Below are 20921 nucleotides of genomic sequence, written 5' to 3' on the forward strand. Positions count from 1 at the left end.
TCGAAGAATTTGAATTAGATGAAAAAGTCGAGGCGGAAATAGATCGGCGCTTCGCGCTCGGTCAGCACGTCCGGGCGTTCGAGGGAATGCGCAAAAGTCACGCTCGCGGCCACATGCTCGCCACGGGCGAACAGTTCCAGCGAGTTGCTCGACATGCGTCCGTGCTGATCGCCGTTGTAACGATCGCCACGAATCACGCCCTGGTCGTAACCGAGGCTGGTGCCGTATTCAGCGAACACCGGGCGCAGCCATTCGGCTGTGACCGGTCGGCTCCAGCGCAGATCGTTGCGCCAGTAGCCGCCGCTGTCGCCGGACAACGACTGATCCTTGTAGCCACGGATCGACGACAGCCCGCCGAGGCTGGTGCGTTGTGAACTGAACAGCACGTCCTCGCTGCGCTGGCCGGTCATCAGGCTGCTGAAGCTGAAGGATTCGCCCCACACTTTGAACGGTTGCAGGTAGCTCAGGGTCGCGGTGTATTTACGGTAGCGTGCGTCCGGTTCGCCCGGGCCTGGATCGTGGCTGCCCTGCGCATCGAACGCGCCGATGCCTTCCTGCATGCCGGCGTCGAAGTTGACGAAGGCGCTGCCGATGCGGCGACCGTGGTTGAAACCGAACTGTGCTTCGCCGATGCGGTTGCTGCTCAGCTTGAGCTTGCTGTCTTCGATGTAGTTGTTGGTGCGCAGGTAGGACAGGCCGGCGCTGAGCGAGGTCTTGCTCACCGAGTCGCGATGGATCACCCGCTCGGCACGCAGCTGATGGTTTTCGCTGTCGCCGGTCTGCTTGAAGTTGTAGCCGTTGGCGGCGATCTGCGAGCGGTAGTCGCTCTGGCTGTAGGTGTAGCTGAAGTTCCACCAGCCCCACGGCAGGTTGTAATTGAGCATGGCGTTGCTGGAGGTGTGCTGGTGATCGGTCATTGCGTCGTGACCGCCGCGCAGGCTCAATTGATCGGCTAGGCCCAGCGGACTGTCCCAATCGAAGGTGGTGCCCCACTGCTGTTCGCCGGTGCTGCGCTGGCCGTCGTTGCTGCGCGACAGTCCGGCACGCCATGGCTTCTGCGGGTTATTGGTGACCAGCACCTCACTGCCGCCGACGTTCTTGCCCGGCGCCAGCTCCATCTTGGCCTGATTGGACGGCAGGCGATTGAGCTGATCGACCATTTGCTCGATCTCGCGCAGGTTGACCAGATCGCCGGACTTGCCGGGAAAGGCCATCGCCAGCTCACGCTCCGAAAGCTTGCTGTTCTCGGCGCCTTTCATGCCTTCGAGCTTGCCTTCGACCACCAGCACTTTCAGATGCCCGCCAGACAGATCCTGCTGCGGCAGGTAGGCGCGGCTGGTGACCAGGCCTTTCTCGATGTAATGGTCGGTGATGACTTTCAGCAGCTCGTTGAGTTGCGGTACACCGAGGCACTGGTCGATGTAGGGCTTGAGCAGGCGGGTTTTGTCGCTGTCGGACAGACTGTCGGCGCCCTTGAGTTCGATGTCCTTGATCGGGAAACAACGGGTGTCGGTGGGCGCCGCTGGTTGCGCCGGACCTGCCTCTTTGCCGGGCAGATTTTTCAGGTCTTCAAGACGCCGCTGCTGCTCTTCGAGCAAGCGATTCTGGCGATCGCGGATCAGGTCGGTTTCACCGGGAGTGGGTGCAGCGAAGGCAATCTGGAGTGGAGACAGGCACAGCAAAGCTGCGCACAACCTCGCCGCGAGGGCGGGTGGGTACATGTTCGATCCCTCGATACGGAATGACATCAAAATAGTGGCGCGATATTAGATGGCCATCATTTTGACGTCAAACAATCGTTTCATCCTTTTGTCGGGTTTGTAACAGGGATTGAACAATCGACGCGGCTGCGGTTTTCCGAGGGGAATCCTTGGTTCAGTGCGCAACGCCCAACTTCGTCGCCACGTCCTGAGGTGCCAGTAAGCGGCCATCCGCTGAACGCAATTCCAGTTTCCTGATCGGCTGCCGCTGCTGCGCATCAACCATCACCGAACCCGGCTCACCCGGCGCATACAGGTGCTCCCCGCCCCACTGCGAGAGCGCAACGATCACCGTCTGCAAGGCCTTGCCGCGTTCGGTCAGCACGTATTCCTTATAGGCACCGCCATCGGCGGCCGGCACCGTTTGCAAGATCCCCTGCTCGACCAAGGCCTTGAGCCGGGCGCTGAGCATGTTCTTGGCGATGTCCAGATTCTTCTGAAAATCGCTGAAGCGGCGGATGCCCTCCAGCGCATCGCGAATGATCAGCAGCGACCACCAGTCACCGATCAAATCCAGCGTACGGGCGACCGGGCAGGCGTTGCCGTGCAGGCTTTTGCGCTTCACAGGGTGTTTCTCCATCAAGACCGGGGCGTGGTTGCATCTTACAACTGTGACGCTGGAAAAGAACCACACCCCCGCCTTGGCAATTGAGCACTTGCGTACAAGTGACTTCAGCGGTTTGCGCCGATAGTGATGGGCGGCCATTGCGGCATCCGGCCTTCCTGAACGATCGCCCACAGCAAGGAGTTTCCATGAGCACATTCACTACCGATGACGGCACACAGATCTATTTCAAGGATTGGGGCAGCGGCAAACCTGTGCTGTTCAGCCATGGCTGGCCGCTGGATGCCGACATGTGGGAATACCAGATGGAATACCTGAGCAGTCGCGGCTATCGCACGATTGCCTTCGATCGCCGTGGTTTCGGGCGCTCCGATCAACCATGGACCGGCTACGACTACGACACCTTCGCCGATGACATCGCGCAACTGATCAACCACCTCGACCTGCGCGACGTCACGCTGGTCGGTTTCTCCATGGGTGGCGGCGACGTCAGTCGCTACATCGCCCGCCACGGCAGCGAGCGCGTTGCCGGGCTGGTACTGCTCGGCGCAGTGACGCCACTGTTCGGCAAGAAAGCCGACTACCCGCAGGGCGTCGACACCTCGGTGTTCGACGGGATCAAGGCCGGTCTGCTCAAGGATCGCGCGCAATTCATCGCTGATTTCGCCGCGCCGTTCTACGGCACCAATCAGGGCCAGAAAGTCTCCGACGGCGTGCTCACGCAAACCCTGAACGTCGCCCTGCTCGCCTCGCTGAAAGGCACCGTGGATTGCGTTACCGCGTTCTCCGAAACCGACTTCCGTCCGGACATGGCGAAGATCGACGTGCCGACCCTGGTGATCCACGGCGACGGCGATCAGATCGTGCCGTTCGAAACCACCGGCAAGCAAGCCGCCGCGCTGATCAAGGGCGCTGAGCTGAAAGTCTACGCCGGGGCACCCCACGGTTTTGCCGTGACACACGCCGAGGCGCTCAACGAAGACCTGCTGGGTTTCCTGAACCGCTGATGTTCGTCGGCGCGACAACCTTCTAAGAGTAGTTGTCCGCCTGCTTCAATCTGCCATCAACGCTGCCAGTGCCAACGCGTTACCCAGCGCGGCACCACTGGCAGTGTTGTCGAAGATGCACCAGGCCGCGGCACCCTCTGCTGCCGCGACTTTCATTTGCTCTGCCAGCGCTTGCAGATAGCGCTCATCGTAGGCGCTGTGGTAAATGCGTGGCGAACCGTGCAGCCGCCAATAACGCACATCCGCCCAGCCCTGCGCCGAACCATCGGTGCTGATCCGCGACGGATCGACCACGACCTGGGAAATCCGATACGCCTGCAGCATCGGCGCCGCCACCCACGACTCATGCCGTGGCTCAAGCACCACGGCACCGGCGAAGCGTTGGCGCAACGCCACGAAAAACGCCTCTGTGCGTGCCGGCTCAAAGGCCAGCGACGGCGGCAGTTGCACCAGCAAACACCCCAGCCGATCGGCCAGGCCTTCGCACTGCCCGAGAAACTCATCCAGCGCTTGCTCACAGTTTTGCAGACGCAACTCATGAGTAATCTGCTTCGGCACCTTCACTGAAAAGCGAAAGCCCGGCGGCACCGAATCCGCCCAGCGCGCATAAGTCTGACGCCGATGCGGGCGATAGAACGAGCTGTTGATTTCCACACAGTTGAACTGCGCGGCATAACGTTGAAGATGCGTGCCCTCGGCCGGAAACTGCGGCCAATACTCACGCCCCAGACTCCAGCCTGCGCAACCGATGAACATCAAAAAAGCACCCTCGCCGCTTCACGCATGAAAATCTCCACAGTCTTCGTTCACAGATTTCAGGGATGGCGAAATACCTGTGGGAGCTGGCTTGCCAGCGAAGGCGTCGTCACATCCACAATCCACTGCGCCTGACGCAGCGCTTTCGCGAGCAAGCCCGCTCCCACAGTTTCGGCGATGCCCACAGACCTGGAGCACGACAAAGGATCTGTGGGAGCTGGCCTGCCAGCGAAGGCGTCGACACATCCACAATCGCTGTGCCTGACACACCGCTTTCGCGAGCAAGCCCGCTCCCACAGATGTCGACGGCGCCCAACAGATATGAGCACATGGGGGTTACTTTTTGCCGGGCAGGACGCTGGCCAGCACCTGCTTGGCGGCTTGCACGATCACGCCCGCTTCGTCGGGGTCGCCCTTGAGCAAAGTGGTGGCAAATTTCTTCGCCTGTTCGAGCTTGATGTGCGGCGGCAATGGCGGCACGTTGGGGTCGGTCTTGAATTCGATCAGCACCGGTACGTCCGAGGCCAGTGCCTGCTCCCAGGCGGCGGCGACGTCTTCTTCGCGGTCGACGAAAATCCCTTTCAGGCCGATGGAAATGGCGAACAGGTGATACGGCACGTCGGGAATGCTTTGCGACACTTCAAACTTTGGATCGCCCTCCATCACCCGCTGCTCCCAGGTGACCTGATTCAGATCCTCGTTGTTGAACACCGCACAGATCCACCTCGGGCTGCTCCACTGGCGCCAGTATTTGGCGACGGTGATCAGCTCGGCCATGTTGTTCATCTGCATCGCGCCGTCACCCACCAACGCAATCACCGCGCGTTCGGGATGGGCGAACTTGGCGGCGATCGCGTACGGCACGGCAGCGCCCATCGAGGCCAGGCCACCGGACAACGAACATTGCATGCCGCGGCGAATTTTCAGGTCACGGGCGTACCAGTTGGCACAGGAACCCGAGTCGCTGGTGATGATCGCCTGATCCGGCAGGCGCGGTGACAGTTCATACACCACCCGCTGCGGATTGATCGGATCGGCTTTGGACATCGCGCGTTTTTCCAGGGTCTTTTCCCAGGTGCTGCGCCAGCCTTCAATTTTCTTGCGCCATTTGTGCGAAGTTTTCTGTTCGAGCAACGGCAGCAGTGCAGCAAGGGTTTCGGCGGAGTCGCCGACCAGATTGACATCCATCGGATAACGCAGGCTGAGCATGTCGGGTTGCAGATCGATCTGCACGCCACGCGCCTGACCTTCCTTGGGCAGGAACTCGGCATAGGGGAAACCCGAGCCGATCATCAGCAAGGTGTCGCACTCGTGCATCATCTTGTAGCTCGGTTCGGTGCCCAGCAGGCCGATGCTACCGGTGACCCACGGCAAATCGTCCGGCAGCGCAGCCTTGCCGAGTAACGCCTTGGCGACGCCAGCACCGAGTTTTTCCGCAATGGCGATCACTTCATCCGTTGCCTGCAGTGCGCCGGCGCCCACCAGAACCGCGACTTTTTCACCGCTGTTCAGCACATCAGCGGCGCGCTGCAGATCCGCCTCATAGGGTAGCACTTTCGGCTTGGTGTAACCGACGCCAGAGTGCGCGGTGCCATGTGCCCGCGCCGGTGGCTCGTACTCGAGATCCTGCAAATCATTGGGCAGGATGATCGCCGTCACCCGCCGCTCGCCAACCGCCGTGCGCACGGCGCGATCGAGCAGATGGCGCACTTGTGACGGCGCTGAGGCCTGCTGCACAAAAGCCCCGGCCACGTCCTTGAACATCGAGACCAGATCCAGCTCCTGCTGATAGTGACTGCCGAGCGCCGTCCGCGCCTGCTGGCCGACAATCGCCAGCACCGGTTGATGATCCATGCGTGCGTCGTATAACCCGGTGATCAGGTGCGAAGCACCCGGTCCCGAAGTGGCGATGCACACGCCCAACTCGCCCGTGAACTTGGCGTGGGCCGAGGCCATGAAAGCGGCCATTTCTTCGTGCCGGGCCTGAACGAATTCGATCTTGCCATTGGCTCGGGCGAGCGCGCCGAACACACCATTGATGCCGTCTCCCAGATAACCAAAAATCCGCGTGACGCCCCATTGGCTGAGCCGCTCAACCAGAAAATCTCCCACTGTCGTCGTCATCTCGTTCCTCGCCTGTCACCTGTGCATGAAGCCTGCCCGGCGAGATATCCGCCGGGCGGTACATGGGTCTGGACAGCTTGGGAGCGCGCGAAGTTTCGATTGTTTTTACCCGACGGCGTTGCCGAGCCGCTCCCTGTAGGAGCTGCCGAAGGCTGCGATCTTTTGCTGTTGTTTTTGAAGATCAAAAGATCGGGGCTCATCAACGATGCGGATGCACCGTCATCGCCACCAGTTTGATCACGATCGGCCGCACCACGAGGATGCAAAGGAAAGCCACCGGCATCGCCAGCTTGTAGGCGTGCAGCGCATTACTCAGGTAGTCGTTATCAATCCCGGAGTTGGCGGCGGTGATCACCAGCGACATCAGGAACGCCATGATCGTCGCCATGTACAACGCAAACACGTACGGCGTTGCACGCGGCGACAGCTTGCGCCGTGTAGGATACAAGGCATCGGTAGTGGTTCTTTGATTCATATGGCTTTTCCATCCATTGACAGGGAGCCGGCACCTTAGCAAAGCCCCCTGCCCTCAACTAGACGGCTTGCCACAGGTACTTTATAAAGCACAACTTACGAATCAAACCAACGCGGCGGGACACGGATGAATCTGTTGGCGGCGATTGCCAGTTTTATCAAAGTGGTCGAAGCCGGCTCCATCGTCGGCGCCGCCAAGACCCTGGGCGTCAGTGCGGCAGCGGTCAGCCAGACCCTCAGTCGCCTGGAAACGCATCTCGGCGTACGTCTGCTGCAGCGCACCACACGCAGCATGGCGCTGACTGAAAACGGCGCGCTGTATTACGAAAAGGTGCGGCGTATTGCGGCTGATCTGGAGTCGGCACAAAGCGCAATCATCAACGCTGAAAGCGAATTGCAGGGCCGCTTGAGCATCGCCTCCACCAGCGCATTCGGCCGCCACGTATTGGCGCCGTTACTCGCCAGTTTTGCCGCACTGCATCCGCGCCTGCTGGTCGAGCTGTCGACCACCAACGGCAAAATCAATCACATCCAGAACGGCATTGATCTGAGCCTGCGGATCAAACCACAACTGGAAGACGGTATCGTGGCGCGCCGGATCGTTTCCCTGCCCTTCATCTTCTGCGCCGCCCCCGCCTACCTTGCGCGCGCCGGCGTGCCGCAATCACCGCAAGAGCTGCAACACCACGCCTGCCTCGCGTTTCGCTATCCACTGGATGGACGCTTTCTGCGCTGGGGCCTCATCCGCGACGGCCAACGCTACGACGCCCCGATCAACGCCACCGCCATCAGCGACGACATCGATGCCCTGGCGCAAATGGCAGTCAACGGCGCAGGTGTCACGCGCCTGGCCGAATTCGTCGCTGCGCCCTATCTCGAGAGCGGTCAACTGGTGCAACTGTTCGAAGATCTTCCGGGTGAAACCCACGGGCATGTCGAACCGATGGACATCTATGCATGCGTGCAGGAACGTGCAGCGATGACGCCGAAGGTCAGAGCCTTCATGGATTATTTGACGGAGCACTTGAATAGGCGCTGGCCCGTGCAAGCTGGTTGATCCACAGCAGCTCTTGCACTTTCAAGGCTGCAGATCACCCCCGAGCCATTGGCTGCACGCACTCATCTGCTGGGTAATCCACTCGCGAAAAAGCATGGCATTGGCGCTCTGTTCGAAGGGTCGCGGTGACAGCAGGCAATAACTCGAACCGTCTCGCACAAAGCCGAACGGCGCGATCAACTGGCCGGATTTGAGTTCGTCCTGCACCATCAGAAACGACGCCATTCCGACGCCCAACCCGGCCAATGCGGCATGAATGCACAGGTAGAAATGCTCGTAATCGACCCGACTGCCCCCTGCCGCGCTGATCCGGGTCTGTCGCATCCAGTTGTCCCACGCCTGCGGGCGGGTCTTGCTGTGCAGCAGGCAGGCGCCGCGTAAGTGATCGCCGTCAGGACGACTGGACGGCACGCAGACCGGGCCGATCCACTCTTCGCAAATGGTCACGGCGTGCACGGTCTCGTACCAATGGAAATCATCGCGGCGGATCGCCAGATCCACGCCTGAACGAGCGAAGTCGATCGGCCCGCCGGCCGTCAGTAACTGCACCTGCAACTGCGGATGGGCGCTGTGGAAGTCGGGCAAACGCGGGATCAGCCACTTCATGGCGATGGTCGGCTCGCAGGACACCACCAGCACATCGTCGTGGACTTCACGCTGCAGGCGATAAACCGTGTTCTGCAATTGCTCGAACATCGGCGCGGTGACGTTGAACAGCAAGCGTCCCGCGTGATTGAGAAAAATCGCGCGGTTACGCCGCTCGAACAATTCGACCCCGATCGCCTCCTCCAGCAAGCGCACCTGACGGCTGACCGCGCCGTGGGTGACGTGCAGCAACTCAGCGGCCTTGACGAAACTCTGGGTCTGGGCGGCGGTGTTGAAGAAGCGAAAGGCAGCCAGCGGAGGCAGGTTCATATAGACGATGATTTCTCACAGATTTTCGCGACTATAAATCGTTTTTTTTGCCAAAGACACTTCTCCATCATTTCGCCACTCAGGGCCTGTTAATTCCATCCACGCTGTTGGCGGCGATGCTGCAGGCGCTGTATCTGTGAATTCAAGTAGCGCAAATAACGCGATGGAGCGTATGGATGAATGAATTGTTTCTGGTAATCGCCATCACTGTTCTGGCGGTGATCAGCCCCGGCCCGGACTTTGCCATGGTCACTCGCAACAGTTATGCCTACGGGCGGCGCAGTGGTTTGCTGGCTGCGCTGGGCATCGCCTGTGGCGTGCAGGTTCACGTGTTCTACACGGTGTTCGGGGTGGCGCTGATCATCACTCAGTCACCCATGTTGTTCTGGATGATGAAGCTGCTGGGTGCCGGGTATCTGGTCTACCTGGGCATCAAATCCTTTACCAATAAATCTGTACTGACATTTGCCGAGGCGAGCGCTTCGGCACCCCGTGCCTGGAAGGTGTTCTGCTCAGGTTTTCTGACCAATGCACTGAATCCGAAAACCATGTTGTTCGTGGTAGCGGCGTACAGTCAGGTGGTGGAGCCAGGCAGTTCGCTGACGTTGAACTTCGCCTATGGCCTGTTCATGTCGGTCATTCATTGGCTGTGGTTCAGCCTGGTCGCGCTGTTTTTCTCCACCGAACGGTTACGCTGGCGCCTGCTGGAAAAACAGCGGCTCCTCGACAAGGCCATCGGGATCGCGTTGATGGGGCTGGCGGCATGTTTGATCATTCCGGGGGTTGCGCAGTCTTGAGCTAGAGCGTTTATGCTGTCTGGTCTGATACCCGTCAGGTCATCCTCGGCAAGTTCACCATGAGGCCCATTTCATGAGTAAAGCGCCCTACGTACCGCCCAAAGTCTGGAAACACGAAGCCCCGTCCGGCGGCCAGTTCGCCAGCATCAACCGCCCGATTGCCGGGCCGACGCATGAAAAGACCCTGCCAGTGGGCAAACACCCGCTGCAGTTGTATTCACTGGCGACGCCCAACGGCGTCAAGGTGACTATCCTGCTGGAAGAATTGCTCGCACTGGGGCACACCGAGGCCGAGTACGACGCGTGGCTGATCCGCATCAACGAGGGCGATCAGTTCTCCAGCGGTTTTGTCGAGATCAATCCGAACTCGAAGATTCCGGCACTGCTCGACCGCAGCGCACAGCCGCCGATTCGGGTATTCGAATCCGGTTCGATCCTGCTGTATCTGGCAGAGAAATTCGGCGCCTTCCTGCCGAAAGATCCCGCCGGCCGCACGGAAACCCTGAACTGGCTGTTCTGGCAGATGGGCGCGGCACCTTATCTGGGTGGTGGCTTCGGGCACTTCTACGCGTATGCGCCGGAGAAGCTCGAATACCCGATCAACCGCTTCACCATGGAAGCCAAGCGTCAGCTCGATGTGCTCGACCGGCGCCTTGGCGAGAGCCGCTATCTGGCGGGCGACAGCTACACCATTGCGGACATCGCGGTCTGGCCGTGGTACGGGCAACTGGTGCGCAATAACGTGTATTCGGCGGCCGAATTTCTAGCGGCCCACGAATACACCCACGTGCAGCGCTGGGCAGAAGAAATCGCCGAGCGCCCGGCAGTCAAGCGTGGCCAGCGGGTCAATCGCACCTGGGGTGACGAGGCGAGCCAGGTTGCGGAGCGACATCAGGCCAGCGATCTGGACTGACGCCACATTCCCACAAAGATTTGTGCTGGACAGGGGCATCTCGGTTCACAGCAACCTTTGTGGGAGCGAGCTTGCTCGCGAAGGCGCCAGGTCAGTCAACACTGACATCACAGTCCTACCGCTTTCGCGAGCAAGCCCGCTCCCACAGGGAATTCGGGTTGGACATGAGAATTTGTGAACCTCAGCAATTACATTGAGACCACACCACCACTGTCGTCAAAGGATCTGCAATGCACCCTGGAAAACGTGAACTGGCACGGATCGAGCGGCGCTTGATTGCCACGCTCACCGACGCATGTGAAACCGCAAAAAGCGAAATCAAAGGCTTCACCTGGCTGACCCACACCGCTGACCTGAACGCGTTGGCGGCGACCCTGAATGTCATTTGGGTGTTCGACACCGAAGCCGACAAAAACCTCGCACTGACTGATGCCAGGGCACGCCTGCTTGAGCTGACGGCCATTGCGCTGAAGGAGGCCGATATCGACCTGCTCCCATCAGAGCGCAACGTGCATTTCGACTCCGAGGAGGAATGCCAACGCACGCACGGTGGCAACTGGCGTGAGCGTCTGAAACGGTACTCCTGACCTTTGCGTTGCCGCTGAGACTGCGCTTCAGGTCCATCTGCTCATAGGCGCTGGTACGAAGCGCAACCCGCTGTTGAGCGAGACGGCGATCCAGCGCCGCCTCAGACCACCTCTTCGTCAACCGGCAACGAAGCCAGCATCTCCGCGCGGCACACCTCAAGAATCTCGTCAGCCAGCGCGGAATCATCCGGACAGGCACGCGACAGCACAATCGCGCCGACAGCCCGCGACAACAGGTCGATCATTTTCTTTCTCCCCTCGCCCGCCACGGCATCCGGCCCGGTCGGATATTTGTCTCCGAGGGTCTGCAGGGTGCGCTCGATCCCTTCGGCAAACGTCGTTTTCACCTCATCCGATTGACGCGCCGCGTCGCCACACAGCGCGGCCATGGTGCAACCGCTGCCACGTCCGTCGCGATGTTCTCTCGTCACATAGACATCGATGAAGCCTGGCACGTCGAGTGCTTCGGCACCTGCCAGCGACTTGGCAAGACTGCAGGACGCGGCTTCAGCCATCAGGTCGGCCTTGGAGCCGAAATGCTTGTAAAAACCACCGTGGGTGAAACCGGCAGCCGCCATGAGATCCGCCACACCGACGCCGTCAAAGCCACGCTCACGGAACAGCTCGGAAGCGGTCTCGACGATGTGTTCTCGATTGGCCTGCGCCTGGGCCTTGGTCACTCGCACGTGCAGTACCTCGTGTTCATTGGGAATGCTTGCGCCAATCATACATAGATGCTGGTCATAATCAAAACCGTTGACAGTTTAGATTTCGATCATCATCCTAATTGCACGCACACCGATCTCCACCAACGGGCACGGAAGAAATACCAGATGAGTAACCTGACTCTGTTCACCCCTTACACACTTGGCGACCTGACGCTGTCAAACCGCGTGGTTCTCGCACCGCTGACTCGCAACCGTGCAGGCGCAGGCTTTGTACCCAGCGAGTTCGCGGCCACCTATTACAGCCAACGCGCCAGCGCAGGCTTGCTGATCAGTGAAGCCACGCAGATTTCCCGACAAGGTCAGGGCTATCAGGACACCCCGGGAATCTACACGCCGGCGCAGATTGACGGCTGGCGCCAGGTGACCGATGCAGTCCATGCCAAGGGCGGAAAAATTTTTCTGCAGCTGTGGCATGTCGGCCGCGTATCGCACGTTGATCTGCAGGAAAACGGCGCCGCCCCCGTGGCCCCTTCTGCGCTGCGCGCCGCCACCAAAGTCTTCGTCAACAATCGCTTTGAAGATGTCTCGGCGCCGCGCGCGCTGGAGACCATTGAACTGCCAGGGATCGTCTCGGATTTTCGCCAGGCTGCGGCAAACGCGATTGCCGCCGGGTTTGATGGTGTGGAAATTCACGGCGCGAACGGCTATTTGCTCGATCAATTCCTCAGGGACAGCGCCAATCTGCGAACCGATGCGTATGGCGGCTCGATTGAAAACCGGGCGCGTCTGTTGCTTGAAGTGACCGCGGCCGTCGTTGATGAAATCGGCGCCAATCGCACCGGTGTGCGCCTGTCTCCGGTGTCGCCGGCCAACGGCGTCTCCAGCAGCGATCCGCAGGCGCAATTCGATTACGTCGCCGAGCAACTCGATGCCCTCGGCGTGGTTTATCTGCACGTGGTCGAAGGCGCGACCGGTGGCCCGCGCGACGTGGCGCCCTTCGATTTCGGCGCGCTGCGCCAGCGTTTCAAAAACACCTACATCGCCAATAACGGCTATGACCTGGACCTGGCGACCTCGAAGCTCGCCGAAGACCAGGCCGACCTGATCGCCTTCGGTCGCCCGTTCATTGGCAATCCGGATCTGGTGGAGCGCCTCAAACAGGGCGCGGCGTTGTCCGCGTTCGATCCCGCCACCCTCTATGGCGGCGGTGCGGCAGGCTACATCGACTACCCGACGCTGGCTGAATCGAGCGTCAGCGCCAGCTGAGCGCGTTCCGTTTCTCACACCCTGAAAGAGAGATCCCCCATGAGCACCCGCCCTACTGTTCTGATCACTGGCGCCTCCACCGGCATTGGCGCGGTCTACGCCGAGCGCTTCGCGCAACGCGGCCATGATCTGGTTCTGGTTGCCCGCGACCAGGCACGCCTGGACACACTTGCAGCCCGCTTGCGCAGCGAACACGACGTCACCGTCGATGTGATCCCGGCGGACCTGACCCAACTCGCTGATCTGAGCACCGTTGAAAACCGCCTGCGCGACGACGCCCGTATCGGCATCCTCGTCAATAACGCCGGCGCCGCCCTCTCCGGTAACTTCATCGACCAAAGCACCGACAGCGTTGCGCAACTCGTTGCCCTCAACACTACCGCGCTGGTGCGCCTGGCCAGCGCCATCGCTCCACGTCTGGTCAAGACTGGTGACGGCGCGATCATCAACGTCGGTTCGGTGGTGGGCCTGGCGCCGGAGTTCGGCATGACCGTCTACGGTGCGACCAAGGCCTTCGTCCTGTTCCTGTCCCAGGGACTGAGCCTGGAACTGTCACCTCAGGGCGTCTACGTGCAAGCCGTACTCCCCGCCGCCACCCGTACGGAGATCTGGGATCGCTCCGGCATCGACATCAACACCTTGAGTGACATCATGGAAGTCGGCGATCTGGTGGATGCCGCTCTGGTCGGTTTCGATCGCCGCGAACCGGTGACCATCCCGCCGCTGCACGAAGCGCAACGCTGGGATGATCTGCAAGGCGCACGTCAGGGCCTGATCGGGCAAATCCGTCAGTCTGCGGTTGCCCAGCGCTACCTGGACCCACAGTGATTGTCTGGTAGCGAACACGCGCGGCGGATTCGATGCAGGCGCAAGTCACTGCATCGAATCCGGCCCGCGATCCGGAGCAGAAATGAATCAAACCCTGGCAAATAACCACACTGGCGCGTCGACGCCATTCAGCAACGCGGCGAACCAGTCGATCACGGTCAACGGCGTTCGCTTCGCTTACCGCGACATCGGCCCCGCGATCGGCGTGCCTCTGGTGCTGTTCAACCATTGGGGCGCCGTGCTGGACAACTTCGATCCCGCGATCATTGATGGCCTGGCACGAACCCGACGGGTCATTACCACTGACTATCGCGGTATTGGCGGCTCTGGTGGAACCGCGCTACTGACTGTCGGTGAAATGGCTGACGATGCCATTCAGTTGATCCGGGCGCTGGGCTTGGAAACCGTTGATGTACTGGGATTCTCGCTCGGCGGCTTCGTTGCTCAGGACATCGCCCTGAAGGCGCCTGATCGGGTGCGTCGCTTGATTCTGACCGGTACCGGTCCGGCCGGTGGCGACGGCATCGACAGAGTCGGTGCGGTCACCTGGCCATTGATCCTCAAAGGCTTGCTGACCTTGCGCGATCCCAAGGTCTACCTGTTCTTCACCTCGACAGCCAATGGCCGTCGATCTGCGTCGCAGTATCTGCAACGCCTGAAAGCACGCAAAAACAATCGCGACAAAGGCCCGACACCGAGCGCTTTTCTGCGCCAGTTGAAAGCGATCACCGCGTGGGGCCAACAGCCGCCGCAAGACCTCGGACGCTTGCGCATACCCACGCTTATCGTTAACGGCGACAGCGACATCATGGTGCCCAGCGTCAACTCGATGGCGCTGGCCAAGCGTATTCCCAACGCACAACTGGTGATTTATGAGGATGCCGGGCACGGCGGGATTTTCCAGCACTGCGTTGATTTTGTCGCCAAGGCGCAGGCATTCCTCGACGCCTGACGACACGGCGCAGCAACACCGCAACGCGCCAGCTACCCTCCTTACAACCGCCAAGAGCCGCACTACGATGAAAGCATTTCTGATTGATCGCTATGGAAAGAACACCGGGCGCATTGGCGAAGCGTCTGCCCCTGTGGTGGGTGCCCGTGATGTCTTGATCGAGGTACACGCCAGCAGCGTCAATGTGCTGGATTCGAAGATCAGCAGTGGCGAGTTCAAGCTGATTCTGCCCTATGCATTACCGCTGATACTGGGCAATGATCTGGCGGGTGTCGTGGTTGAGGTTGGCTCACAGGTGACGCGGTTCAAACCGGGAGACGAGGTTTACGCTCGCCCGCCGGAAACGCGGATCGGAACGTTCGCCGAATGGATCGCCGTGGACGAAAACGCGGTCGCACGAAAACCTGCCAATACCAGCATGGCACAAGCCGCGTCCCTGCCTTTGGTCGCGTTGACGGCGTGGCAAGTACTGATCGAAACCGCACAACTGAAAAAGGGTCAGAAAGTACTGATTCACGCGGGATCCGGTGGGGTTGGCAGCATTGCCATCCAGTTGGCCAGACACCTCGGCGCCTTCGTCGCCACGACCACCAGCACCGCGAACGTCGAATGGGTCAAAGCACTGGGGGCCGATCTGGTCATCGACTACAAACAGCAAGACTTCGAAAGCGTCCTGCACGACTACGACGTGGTGTTGAACAGCCTTGGCCCGGACGTTTTGCAAAAATCACTCAAGGTCCTGAAGCCCGGCGGCCAGCTCATTTCCATCTCGGGCCCGCCCACTGCACAGTTCGCCCAAGAACAAGGCTTGTCCTGGCCATTGCAACAGGTCATGCGCCTGTTGAGCTTCGGTATCCGGCGCAAGGCGCGCAAGCAGGCGGTCAACTACACGTTCGTCTTCATGCGGGCCAATGGTGCGCAACTGCAAAAAATTGCCACGCTGGTCGAGGAGGCAATCATCAGACCGGTGATTGACCGCTGCTTCTCGTTTGCCTCGACGGCAGAGGCGTTGAAGTACGTCGAGCAGGGGCGCGCCAAGGGCAAGGTCGTCGTTACGCTCAAATGACAACGTGTCCCTCGTCAGCCGGCCGCGTTCGACTCGACCAGATGAACTTCAGTCGCACTGCGACCGGCGCACCAAGCGAGCACCGACGCAATCACCAACACCGCCGCGCTCAGTTCGAAGGTGGCTTTATAACCGCTCAGATCAAACGCCAGTCCACCGACGATGGCCCCTCCGGCGATTGCCAGTTGCACGATGGCCACGAGCAGCCCGCCGCCGGCTTCGGCATCCTCCGGCAGCGTCTGCGCCAGCCAGGTCCACCAGCCAACGGGCGCCGCCGTGGCGACCAGTCCCCAGAGTCCGAGCAGCACCGCAGTCAGCAGCGGCGAAGCGCCGAAGTTGACCAGCGCCAGCGCAATGACCGCCATTATCAGCGGGATAACTGTCAGCGTGCGGTACAGGCCAGTACCGAGGAATCTTTCGATCACAAAGGTCCCGATGAAACCGGCAAGCCCCAGCCCCAGCAGCATCAACGACAGGGTTGCAACACTGACCCCGGTGACGACCTCCAGAAAGGGCCGCAGGTAGGTGAACAGCATGAATTGCCCCATGAAAAAGACGCTGACAGCGACCATCCCCAAGGCGACTGGCCATTGCTTCATCAGCCGCAGGGCGTTGCCGCTACCGGCCTGACGCTCAAGCTTGAAGGACGGCAGACTGATCAGCAGCCATATGGCGGCCAGCGCGGCGACCGGAACCACACAGAAGAACGCGCCGCGCCAGCCTATCAACGCGCCGAGGAAACTCCCCGCCGGAGCGGCGATTACCGTCGCCAGCGCGTTTCCGCCGTTGACGATCGCCAGCGCCCGGGACACTTGATGAGGCTGCACCAGACGCATCGCGGTTGCCGCCGACAACGACCAGAAACCGCCGATCGCGATGCCGATCAGGGCCCGCCCGAACATGAACGAAGGGTAGCCCGGCGCGAACGCGACCACCGTGCCCGAGACGATCATCAGCAACGTCAGCCCCAACAGCAACTTCTTGCGCTCGACACGAGCGGCGACCGCTGCAATCACCAGACTGGTCATCAGGGCGAATGCACCGGACACGGAAATCCCCTGCCCAGCCTGACCTTCGCTGATGTGCAGTTCGGCGGCAATCGGCGTCAGCAGACTGACCGGCATGAATTCTGAAGCGACCAGGGCGAAGGCGGCCAGCGACATGGCCAGCACGGCGCTCCAGCCGCGTTGTTCTGTAGAAAGGGAAGTCATGGGAACTACCTGTATTGCGAGAGGCGTCCGGGCGATTACCCGGACGCACTGTTTTTCACGGTGCGAGGATCGCGTTGTCGAATCGCGGCTCTCCTGTAATGGTTTGACACATTCTCCCGGTCGATTCACCTCTGCCCTAGTGCATTCCTCTTGAATGCTTGCCTGATCCTCTGAGGATGCAGGGTGGTGTATAGGAATCGCCTGTGCAGCGGATTAGAGTTCGTTCAACAGGAGTTGCCCGACATGATCCCTACCCCGCTGCGCCACCAATCACCTCTGGCGTTGAACATTGACTCGCGCGTGAGCGTAGCGGGTGACTTCGCCACGTCGATACCCGGCCTGTCGCTGTTTCGTCGTGATCAGCCGGCGCCACCGACCGTGTGCATGATCGAGCCGAGCCTGATTCTGGTGGGCCGTGGGGAAAAGCGCTTGTGGGTCGGCGGTGAGGGTTACCGCTACGACCCTTCGCGGTTTCTGGTCACCTCGCTGGATCTGCCCGCCAATTCCGAAGTGATGCTCGCCAGCCCCGAACAGCCCTGTGTCGGGCTGGTGCTGAGACTGGATGTCGGCATGCTCGCCGAGATCCTCAGCAAAGGTGGCTTGCCTGCGAAACGGCAGCCGTCGACGAACACCGGCGCTGGCATTGGCAACCTGTCGTGCGCGCTGGAAGGCGCGCTTGAGCGCCTGCTGGCATTGCTCGACGAGCCCGAGGCGATCCCGGTGTTGGCGCCGCTGGTGCTGCGGGAAATCCACTATCGGCTGCTCCATACCGATCAAGGCGCGCGGCTGCGGCAGATCACGGCCGTCGATGGCCAGGGTTATCGCATCGCCAAAGCCATCGACTGGCTCAAGGTCAACTACACCGCGGCGCTGCGCATCGATGAGCTGGCGGCGCGGGTGCAGATGAGCGCACCGACCTTTCACCATCACTTCCGCCAACTGACCGGCATGAGCCCGCTGCAGTACCAGAAATGGCTGCGATTGAACGAGGCGCGCCGGCTGATGTTGATGGAGCGCCTGGACGTTTCGCGAGCGGCGTTTGCGGTCGGTTATGAAAGTCCCTCGCAGTTCAGCCGTGAATACGCACGCCTGTACGGCACCGCACCCAGTCGTGACATCGCGCTACTGCGTGGCGAACCCTTCGCCGCAGAAGCACTGGGCAACGCGGCCAGTTGAGCAAAGAACACGCTTTACCGGTGAGGCGCCACGCAGCGTTTCACCGCTTATAAAAATGCACGTCAACCGATGATCGAGCGGGTGAACCATGGAACTACGAATCAACCAGAAAACCTATCAGGTCGATGCCGACGCCGATACGCCCCTGCTGTGGGTGATCCGCGATGATCTGGGCATGACCGGCACCAAGTACGGCTGTGGATTGGCGCAGTGCGGCGCCTGTTCCGTGCTGGTGGACGGCAACGTGGTGCGCTCATGCGTCACGCCGGTGGCCGGCGTGGTCGGCCGCGAGGTCACCACCATTGAGGCGATCGAGGCCGATGATGTCGGCAAACGCGTGGTCTCGACCTGGGTTGATCTGCAGGTCGCCCAGTGCGGCTACTGCCAGTCCGGGCAGGTGATGGCGGCCACGGCGCTGCTCAAGCAAAACCCCAAGCCGAGTGACGCGCAGATCGAGGCGGCGATGGTCAACCTGTGCCGCTGCGGCACGTACAACGCCATTCATGCAGCCGTGCATGAACTGGCCGGCAAGGGAGACGCCTGATGAACGTGCGTATCGATCCTGCTCAGGAAGCATCAGCACTGGCTCTGCACGAACCAATCAACGTGTCGCGCAGACGTTTCCTGGCCGGCACCGCTGTCGGCGCACTGGTGCTCGGTTTCGGCCTGCCGCTGGGCACGACTCGGGTGCAAGCGGCAGTGGCGGCCGCGACTGCCGAGCGCGGCACGCAGGTGCCGGCGTTTCTGGAAATTCGCCCGGACAACCGCGTGCGCCTGCTCTGCCCGTTCATGGAAGGCGGACAAGGTACGTTCACCGCGATGGCGCAGATCGTCGGTGAAGAACTGGATGCCGACCCGTCGACATTCCTGGTCGAAGCCGCGCCGCCCGGCGAAGCCTATGTGGTGATGGAGAACGGTATGCGCATCACCGGCGGCAGCATGTCGGTGCGCATGAGTTACCCGGTGATGCGCCGCCTCGGCGCCCTCGCCCGCGCCATGCTGCTGCAGGCCGGTGCGCAGAAACTTGGGGTGCCGGTCAGCGAACTGAGCACCGAACCCGGCAAAGTCGTGCACGCCAAGTCCGGGCGTTCGGTGGCCTACGGCGAACTGGCCGAGCACGCCATGGATCTGCCGGTGCCCGATCCGGCCTCGGTGCAGTTGCGTGATCCGAGCCAGTTCCGCTGGATCGGCAAACCGGTGAAGCGCGTCGATGCCTACGACAAGTCCACGGGCAAGGCGCTGTACAGCATCGATCTGAAGGTCGACGACATGCTCCACGCCGCCGTTCAACATGCCCCGCGTCTGGGGATGACCGTGGGCAACCTGCGCAACGAAGAGCAGGTCAAAGCGATGAAAGGCGTGCATTCCGTGCATCGTCTGCCGGGGGCCGTGGCGGTGGTCGCCGAGCGCTGGTGGCACGCCAAACGTGCAGTGGAAGCAATACAGGTCGACTGGCAGGAACCCACAGCCGACAGCCAGGTACGCTCGATGCCTGCGGACTTTTCCAGTGACGCCTGGCTCCAGCGCCTGGCTGACGACAAAGGCCCGGCCAGGGATGATGAAAATGAGGGCGACGTGGCTGCAGTTCTGGCAAGTGCCAAGACCCGGATCGACGCCACCTACCACAACCAGTACCTGAACCACGGTCAGTTGGAGCCGCCGTCGGCGCTGGCCCGCTTCAATCCCGACGGTTCGCTGGAAGTCTGGCTGCCGAATCAGGCGCCGGACATGTTTCGTGCCGACATCGCCAAACGCACCGGGCTGGATCCGTCGCGCATCACCTTGCATTCGCCATTGCTCGGGGGCTTCTTCGGTCGGCATTTCCTCTACGATGCCGCCAGTCCCTACCCGCAGGCGATCGAGTTATCGAAAGCGGTTGGTCGCCCGGTCAAACTGATCTGGAGCCGCGAAGAAGAGTTCCTGCGCGATGTGCTGCGTCCTGTAGCCGCCGTGAATTTCCGCGCCGCGCTGGACAACGACGGCTGGCCGCTGGCAATCGAAGCGATCAGCGCCACCGAAGGCCCGACCGAGGCGCTGGCCGGCAAACAGGGTGAAAAACTCGACCCGACGGCGCTTGAAGGCTTGTCGGGCAAGTCCTATGCGATCCCCAACAAGCGCATCGCGCAGATCTACGCCAAAGGCCCGGCGATGCTGGGTTACTGGCGTTCGGTGGGCAATTCGCTCAACGACTTCTTCTATGAGTCATTCCTTGACGAACTGGCTGACAAGGGCGGCAAGGACCCGTTCGAACTGCGCCTGCATCTGCTGCGCGACAACCCGCGACTGACCACGCTGCTGCAAGCCGTGGGCGAGCTGTCGGGTGGCTGGAAGCGTGGGCCGTTCACCGCGGCGGACGGCAGCAAACGTGCGCGAGGCGTGGCAATGGCTTCGCCGTTCGGTACCCAGACGGCGGTGATCGCCGAGGTCTCCATCGAGAACGGTCAGGTCAAGGTGCACGACATCTGGCAGGCGATCGACCCCGGCAGCATCGTCAATCCGGCGATTGTCGAAGCACAGGTCAATGGCGCGGTGGCGCTGGGCCTGTCGCAGACCCTGGTGGAGGAAGCCGTGTGGATTGATGGCAAACCGCGCGCGCGCAACTACGACCTGTATCCGATCCTGCCGCCTGCGCGGATGGCCCGGGTCCACGTGCGTGTTGTCGAGAGCGGGGAAAAAATGGGCGGCATCGGCGAACCACCGTTGCCCGCTGTCGCGCCCGCCGTCGCCAATGCGGTGGCAACGCTGACCGGCCAGCGGGTGCGCAGCCTGCCCATGAGCCGCCACACCTTCACTTGATCA

Annotated in this window: 20 protein-coding genes; 12 read left to right on the plus strand and 8 right to left on the minus strand. The window is 61.2% G+C overall.

Features of this window, described 5'->3' with window-relative positions; genetic code table 11:
* Positions 1–14 precede the first annotated feature (14 nt).
* Together V3W27_RS05860 and V3W27_RS05865 are read right to left on the minus strand one after the other, a co-directional pair.
* Positions 15–1721, minus strand: coding sequence for a ShlB/FhaC/HecB family hemolysin secretion/activation protein (locus tag V3W27_RS05860; protein WP_330206158.1), 1707 nt, complete (start codon positions 1719–1721; stop codon positions 15–17).
* Positions 1722–1875: 154 nt separating this feature from the next.
* On the minus strand, positions 1876–2325 hold the full coding sequence (locus tag V3W27_RS05865; protein WP_027613044.1) for a winged helix-turn-helix transcriptional regulator: 450 nt from the start codon (positions 2323–2325) through the stop codon (positions 1876–1878).
* A 188-nt stretch (positions 2326–2513) separates the two neighbouring features.
* Between V3W27_RS05865 and V3W27_RS05870 the strand changes: the two genes are divergently transcribed.
* On the plus strand, positions 2514–3332 hold the full coding sequence (locus V3W27_RS05870) for an alpha/beta fold hydrolase (protein WP_096797195.1): 819 nt from the start codon (positions 2514–2516) through the stop codon (positions 3330–3332).
* A 45-nt stretch (positions 3333–3377) separates the two neighbouring features.
* Here the strand turns inward: V3W27_RS05870 and V3W27_RS05875 are convergent, their stop codons facing one another.
* The 3 genes from V3W27_RS05875 to V3W27_RS05885 all read right to left on the minus strand — a co-directional run bounded on the left by V3W27_RS05875 (position 3378) and on the right by V3W27_RS05885 (position 6687).
* Positions 3378–4088 (minus strand): DUF72 domain-containing protein, encoded by a 711-nt coding sequence (locus tag V3W27_RS05875; protein WP_081730251.1) that lies wholly within the window; start codon positions 4086–4088, stop codon positions 3378–3380.
* Between the two features lie 336 nt (positions 4089–4424).
* Positions 4425–6212 (minus strand): thiamine pyrophosphate-requiring protein, encoded by a 1788-nt coding sequence (locus tag V3W27_RS05880; RefSeq protein WP_330206159.1) that lies wholly within the window; start codon positions 6210–6212, stop codon positions 4425–4427.
* A gap of 199 nt (positions 6213–6411) precedes the next feature.
* Entirely contained in the window at positions 6412–6687 is a 276-nt protein-coding gene (locus V3W27_RS05885) for a DUF2798 domain-containing protein (RefSeq protein ID WP_247268978.1), read from the minus strand.
* 126 nt (positions 6688–6813) lie between these two features.
* Here V3W27_RS05885 and V3W27_RS05890 point away from each other — a divergent pair, with 126 nt between their 5' ends.
* A complete protein-coding gene (locus V3W27_RS05890) occupies positions 6814–7743 on the plus strand; it encodes a LysR family transcriptional regulator (protein WP_330206160.1) in 930 nt (309 codons plus the stop codon).
* A gap of 21 nt (positions 7744–7764) precedes the next feature.
* Here V3W27_RS05890 and V3W27_RS05895 read toward each other — a convergent pair whose 3' ends face one another.
* Positions 7765–8658, minus strand: coding sequence for a LysR substrate-binding domain-containing protein (locus V3W27_RS05895; protein WP_330206161.1), 894 nt, complete (start codon positions 8656–8658; stop codon positions 7765–7767).
* A 176-nt stretch (positions 8659–8834) separates the two neighbouring features.
* On the opposite strand from V3W27_RS05895, the gene V3W27_RS05900 reads away from it, so the two are divergent.
* From V3W27_RS05900 to V3W27_RS05910, 3 genes are all read left to right on the plus strand, one after another.
* On the plus strand, positions 8835–9455 hold the full coding sequence (locus tag V3W27_RS05900; protein ID WP_330206162.1) for a LysE family translocator: 621 nt from the start codon (positions 8835–8837) through the stop codon (positions 9453–9455).
* 73 nt (positions 9456–9528) lie between these two features.
* Positions 9529–10368 (plus strand): glutathione-dependent disulfide-bond oxidoreductase, encoded by an 840-nt coding sequence (gene yghU / locus V3W27_RS05905; RefSeq protein ID WP_330206163.1) that lies wholly within the window; start codon positions 9529–9531, stop codon positions 10366–10368.
* 230 nt (positions 10369–10598) lie between these two features.
* Positions 10599–10955, plus strand: a complete 357-nt coding sequence (locus V3W27_RS05910; RefSeq protein WP_330206164.1) for a hypothetical protein — start codon at positions 10599–10601, stop codon at positions 10953–10955.
* A gap of 101 nt (positions 10956–11056) precedes the next feature.
* On the opposite strand, the gene V3W27_RS05915 is transcribed toward V3W27_RS05910, so the two are convergent.
* Positions 11057–11683, minus strand: coding sequence for a TetR/AcrR family transcriptional regulator (locus V3W27_RS05915; protein WP_097090353.1), 627 nt, complete (start codon positions 11681–11683; stop codon positions 11057–11059).
* Between the two features lie 105 nt (positions 11684–11788).
* On the opposite strand from V3W27_RS05915, the gene V3W27_RS05920 reads away from it, so the two are divergent.
* The 4 genes from V3W27_RS05920 (at position 11789) to V3W27_RS05935 (ending at position 15735) form a co-directional block, all read left to right on the plus strand.
* Positions 11789–12889: an alkene reductase gene (locus V3W27_RS05920; RefSeq protein ID WP_330206165.1), complete on the plus strand. Its 1101-nt coding sequence runs from the start codon at positions 11789–11791 to the stop codon at positions 12887–12889.
* Between the two features lie 39 nt (positions 12890–12928).
* Positions 12929–13717, plus strand: coding sequence for an SDR family NAD(P)-dependent oxidoreductase (locus V3W27_RS05925; protein WP_330206166.1), 789 nt, complete (start codon positions 12929–12931; stop codon positions 13715–13717).
* An 82-nt stretch (positions 13718–13799) separates the two neighbouring features.
* A complete protein-coding gene (locus tag V3W27_RS05930; protein WP_330206167.1) occupies positions 13800–14669 on the plus strand; it encodes an alpha/beta fold hydrolase in 870 nt (289 codons plus the stop codon).
* Between the two features lie 67 nt (positions 14670–14736).
* A complete protein-coding gene (locus V3W27_RS05935; protein WP_330206168.1) occupies positions 14737–15735 on the plus strand; it encodes an NADP-dependent oxidoreductase in 999 nt (332 codons plus the stop codon).
* Positions 15736–15749: 14 nt separating this feature from the next.
* On the opposite strand, the gene V3W27_RS05940 is transcribed toward V3W27_RS05935, so the two are convergent.
* The gene (locus V3W27_RS05940; protein WP_330206169.1) at positions 15750–16946 is read right to left on the minus strand and encodes an MFS transporter; all 1197 of its coding nucleotides are present in this window, start codon (positions 16944–16946) and stop codon (positions 15750–15752) included.
* A gap of 243 nt (positions 16947–17189) precedes the next feature.
* Between V3W27_RS05940 and V3W27_RS05945 the strand changes: the two genes are divergently transcribed.
* From V3W27_RS05945 to V3W27_RS05955, 3 genes are all read left to right on the plus strand, one after another.
* Positions 17190–18122 carry an AraC family transcriptional regulator gene (locus V3W27_RS05945; RefSeq protein WP_330206170.1) on the plus strand — a complete coding sequence of 311 codons (933 nt, stop codon included), beginning with the start codon at positions 17190–17192 and terminating at the stop codon, positions 18120–18122.
* 88 nt (positions 18123–18210) lie between these two features.
* A complete protein-coding gene (locus tag V3W27_RS05950) occupies positions 18211–18666 on the plus strand; it encodes a (2Fe-2S)-binding protein (RefSeq protein ID WP_027613020.1) in 456 nt (151 codons plus the stop codon).
* Entirely contained in the window at positions 18666–20918 is a 2253-nt protein-coding gene (locus tag V3W27_RS05955) for a xanthine dehydrogenase family protein molybdopterin-binding subunit (protein WP_330206171.1), read from the plus strand. The genes V3W27_RS05950 and V3W27_RS05955 overlap by 1 nt, the downstream gene beginning before the upstream one ends.
* Positions 20919–20921: the final 3 nt, after the last annotated feature.

It is taken from the genome of Pseudomonas sp. AM14(2022), from assembly GCF_036346455.1.
Taxonomy (GTDB): Bacteria; Pseudomonadota; Gammaproteobacteria; order Pseudomonadales; family Pseudomonadaceae; genus Aquipseudomonas; species Aquipseudomonas putida_A.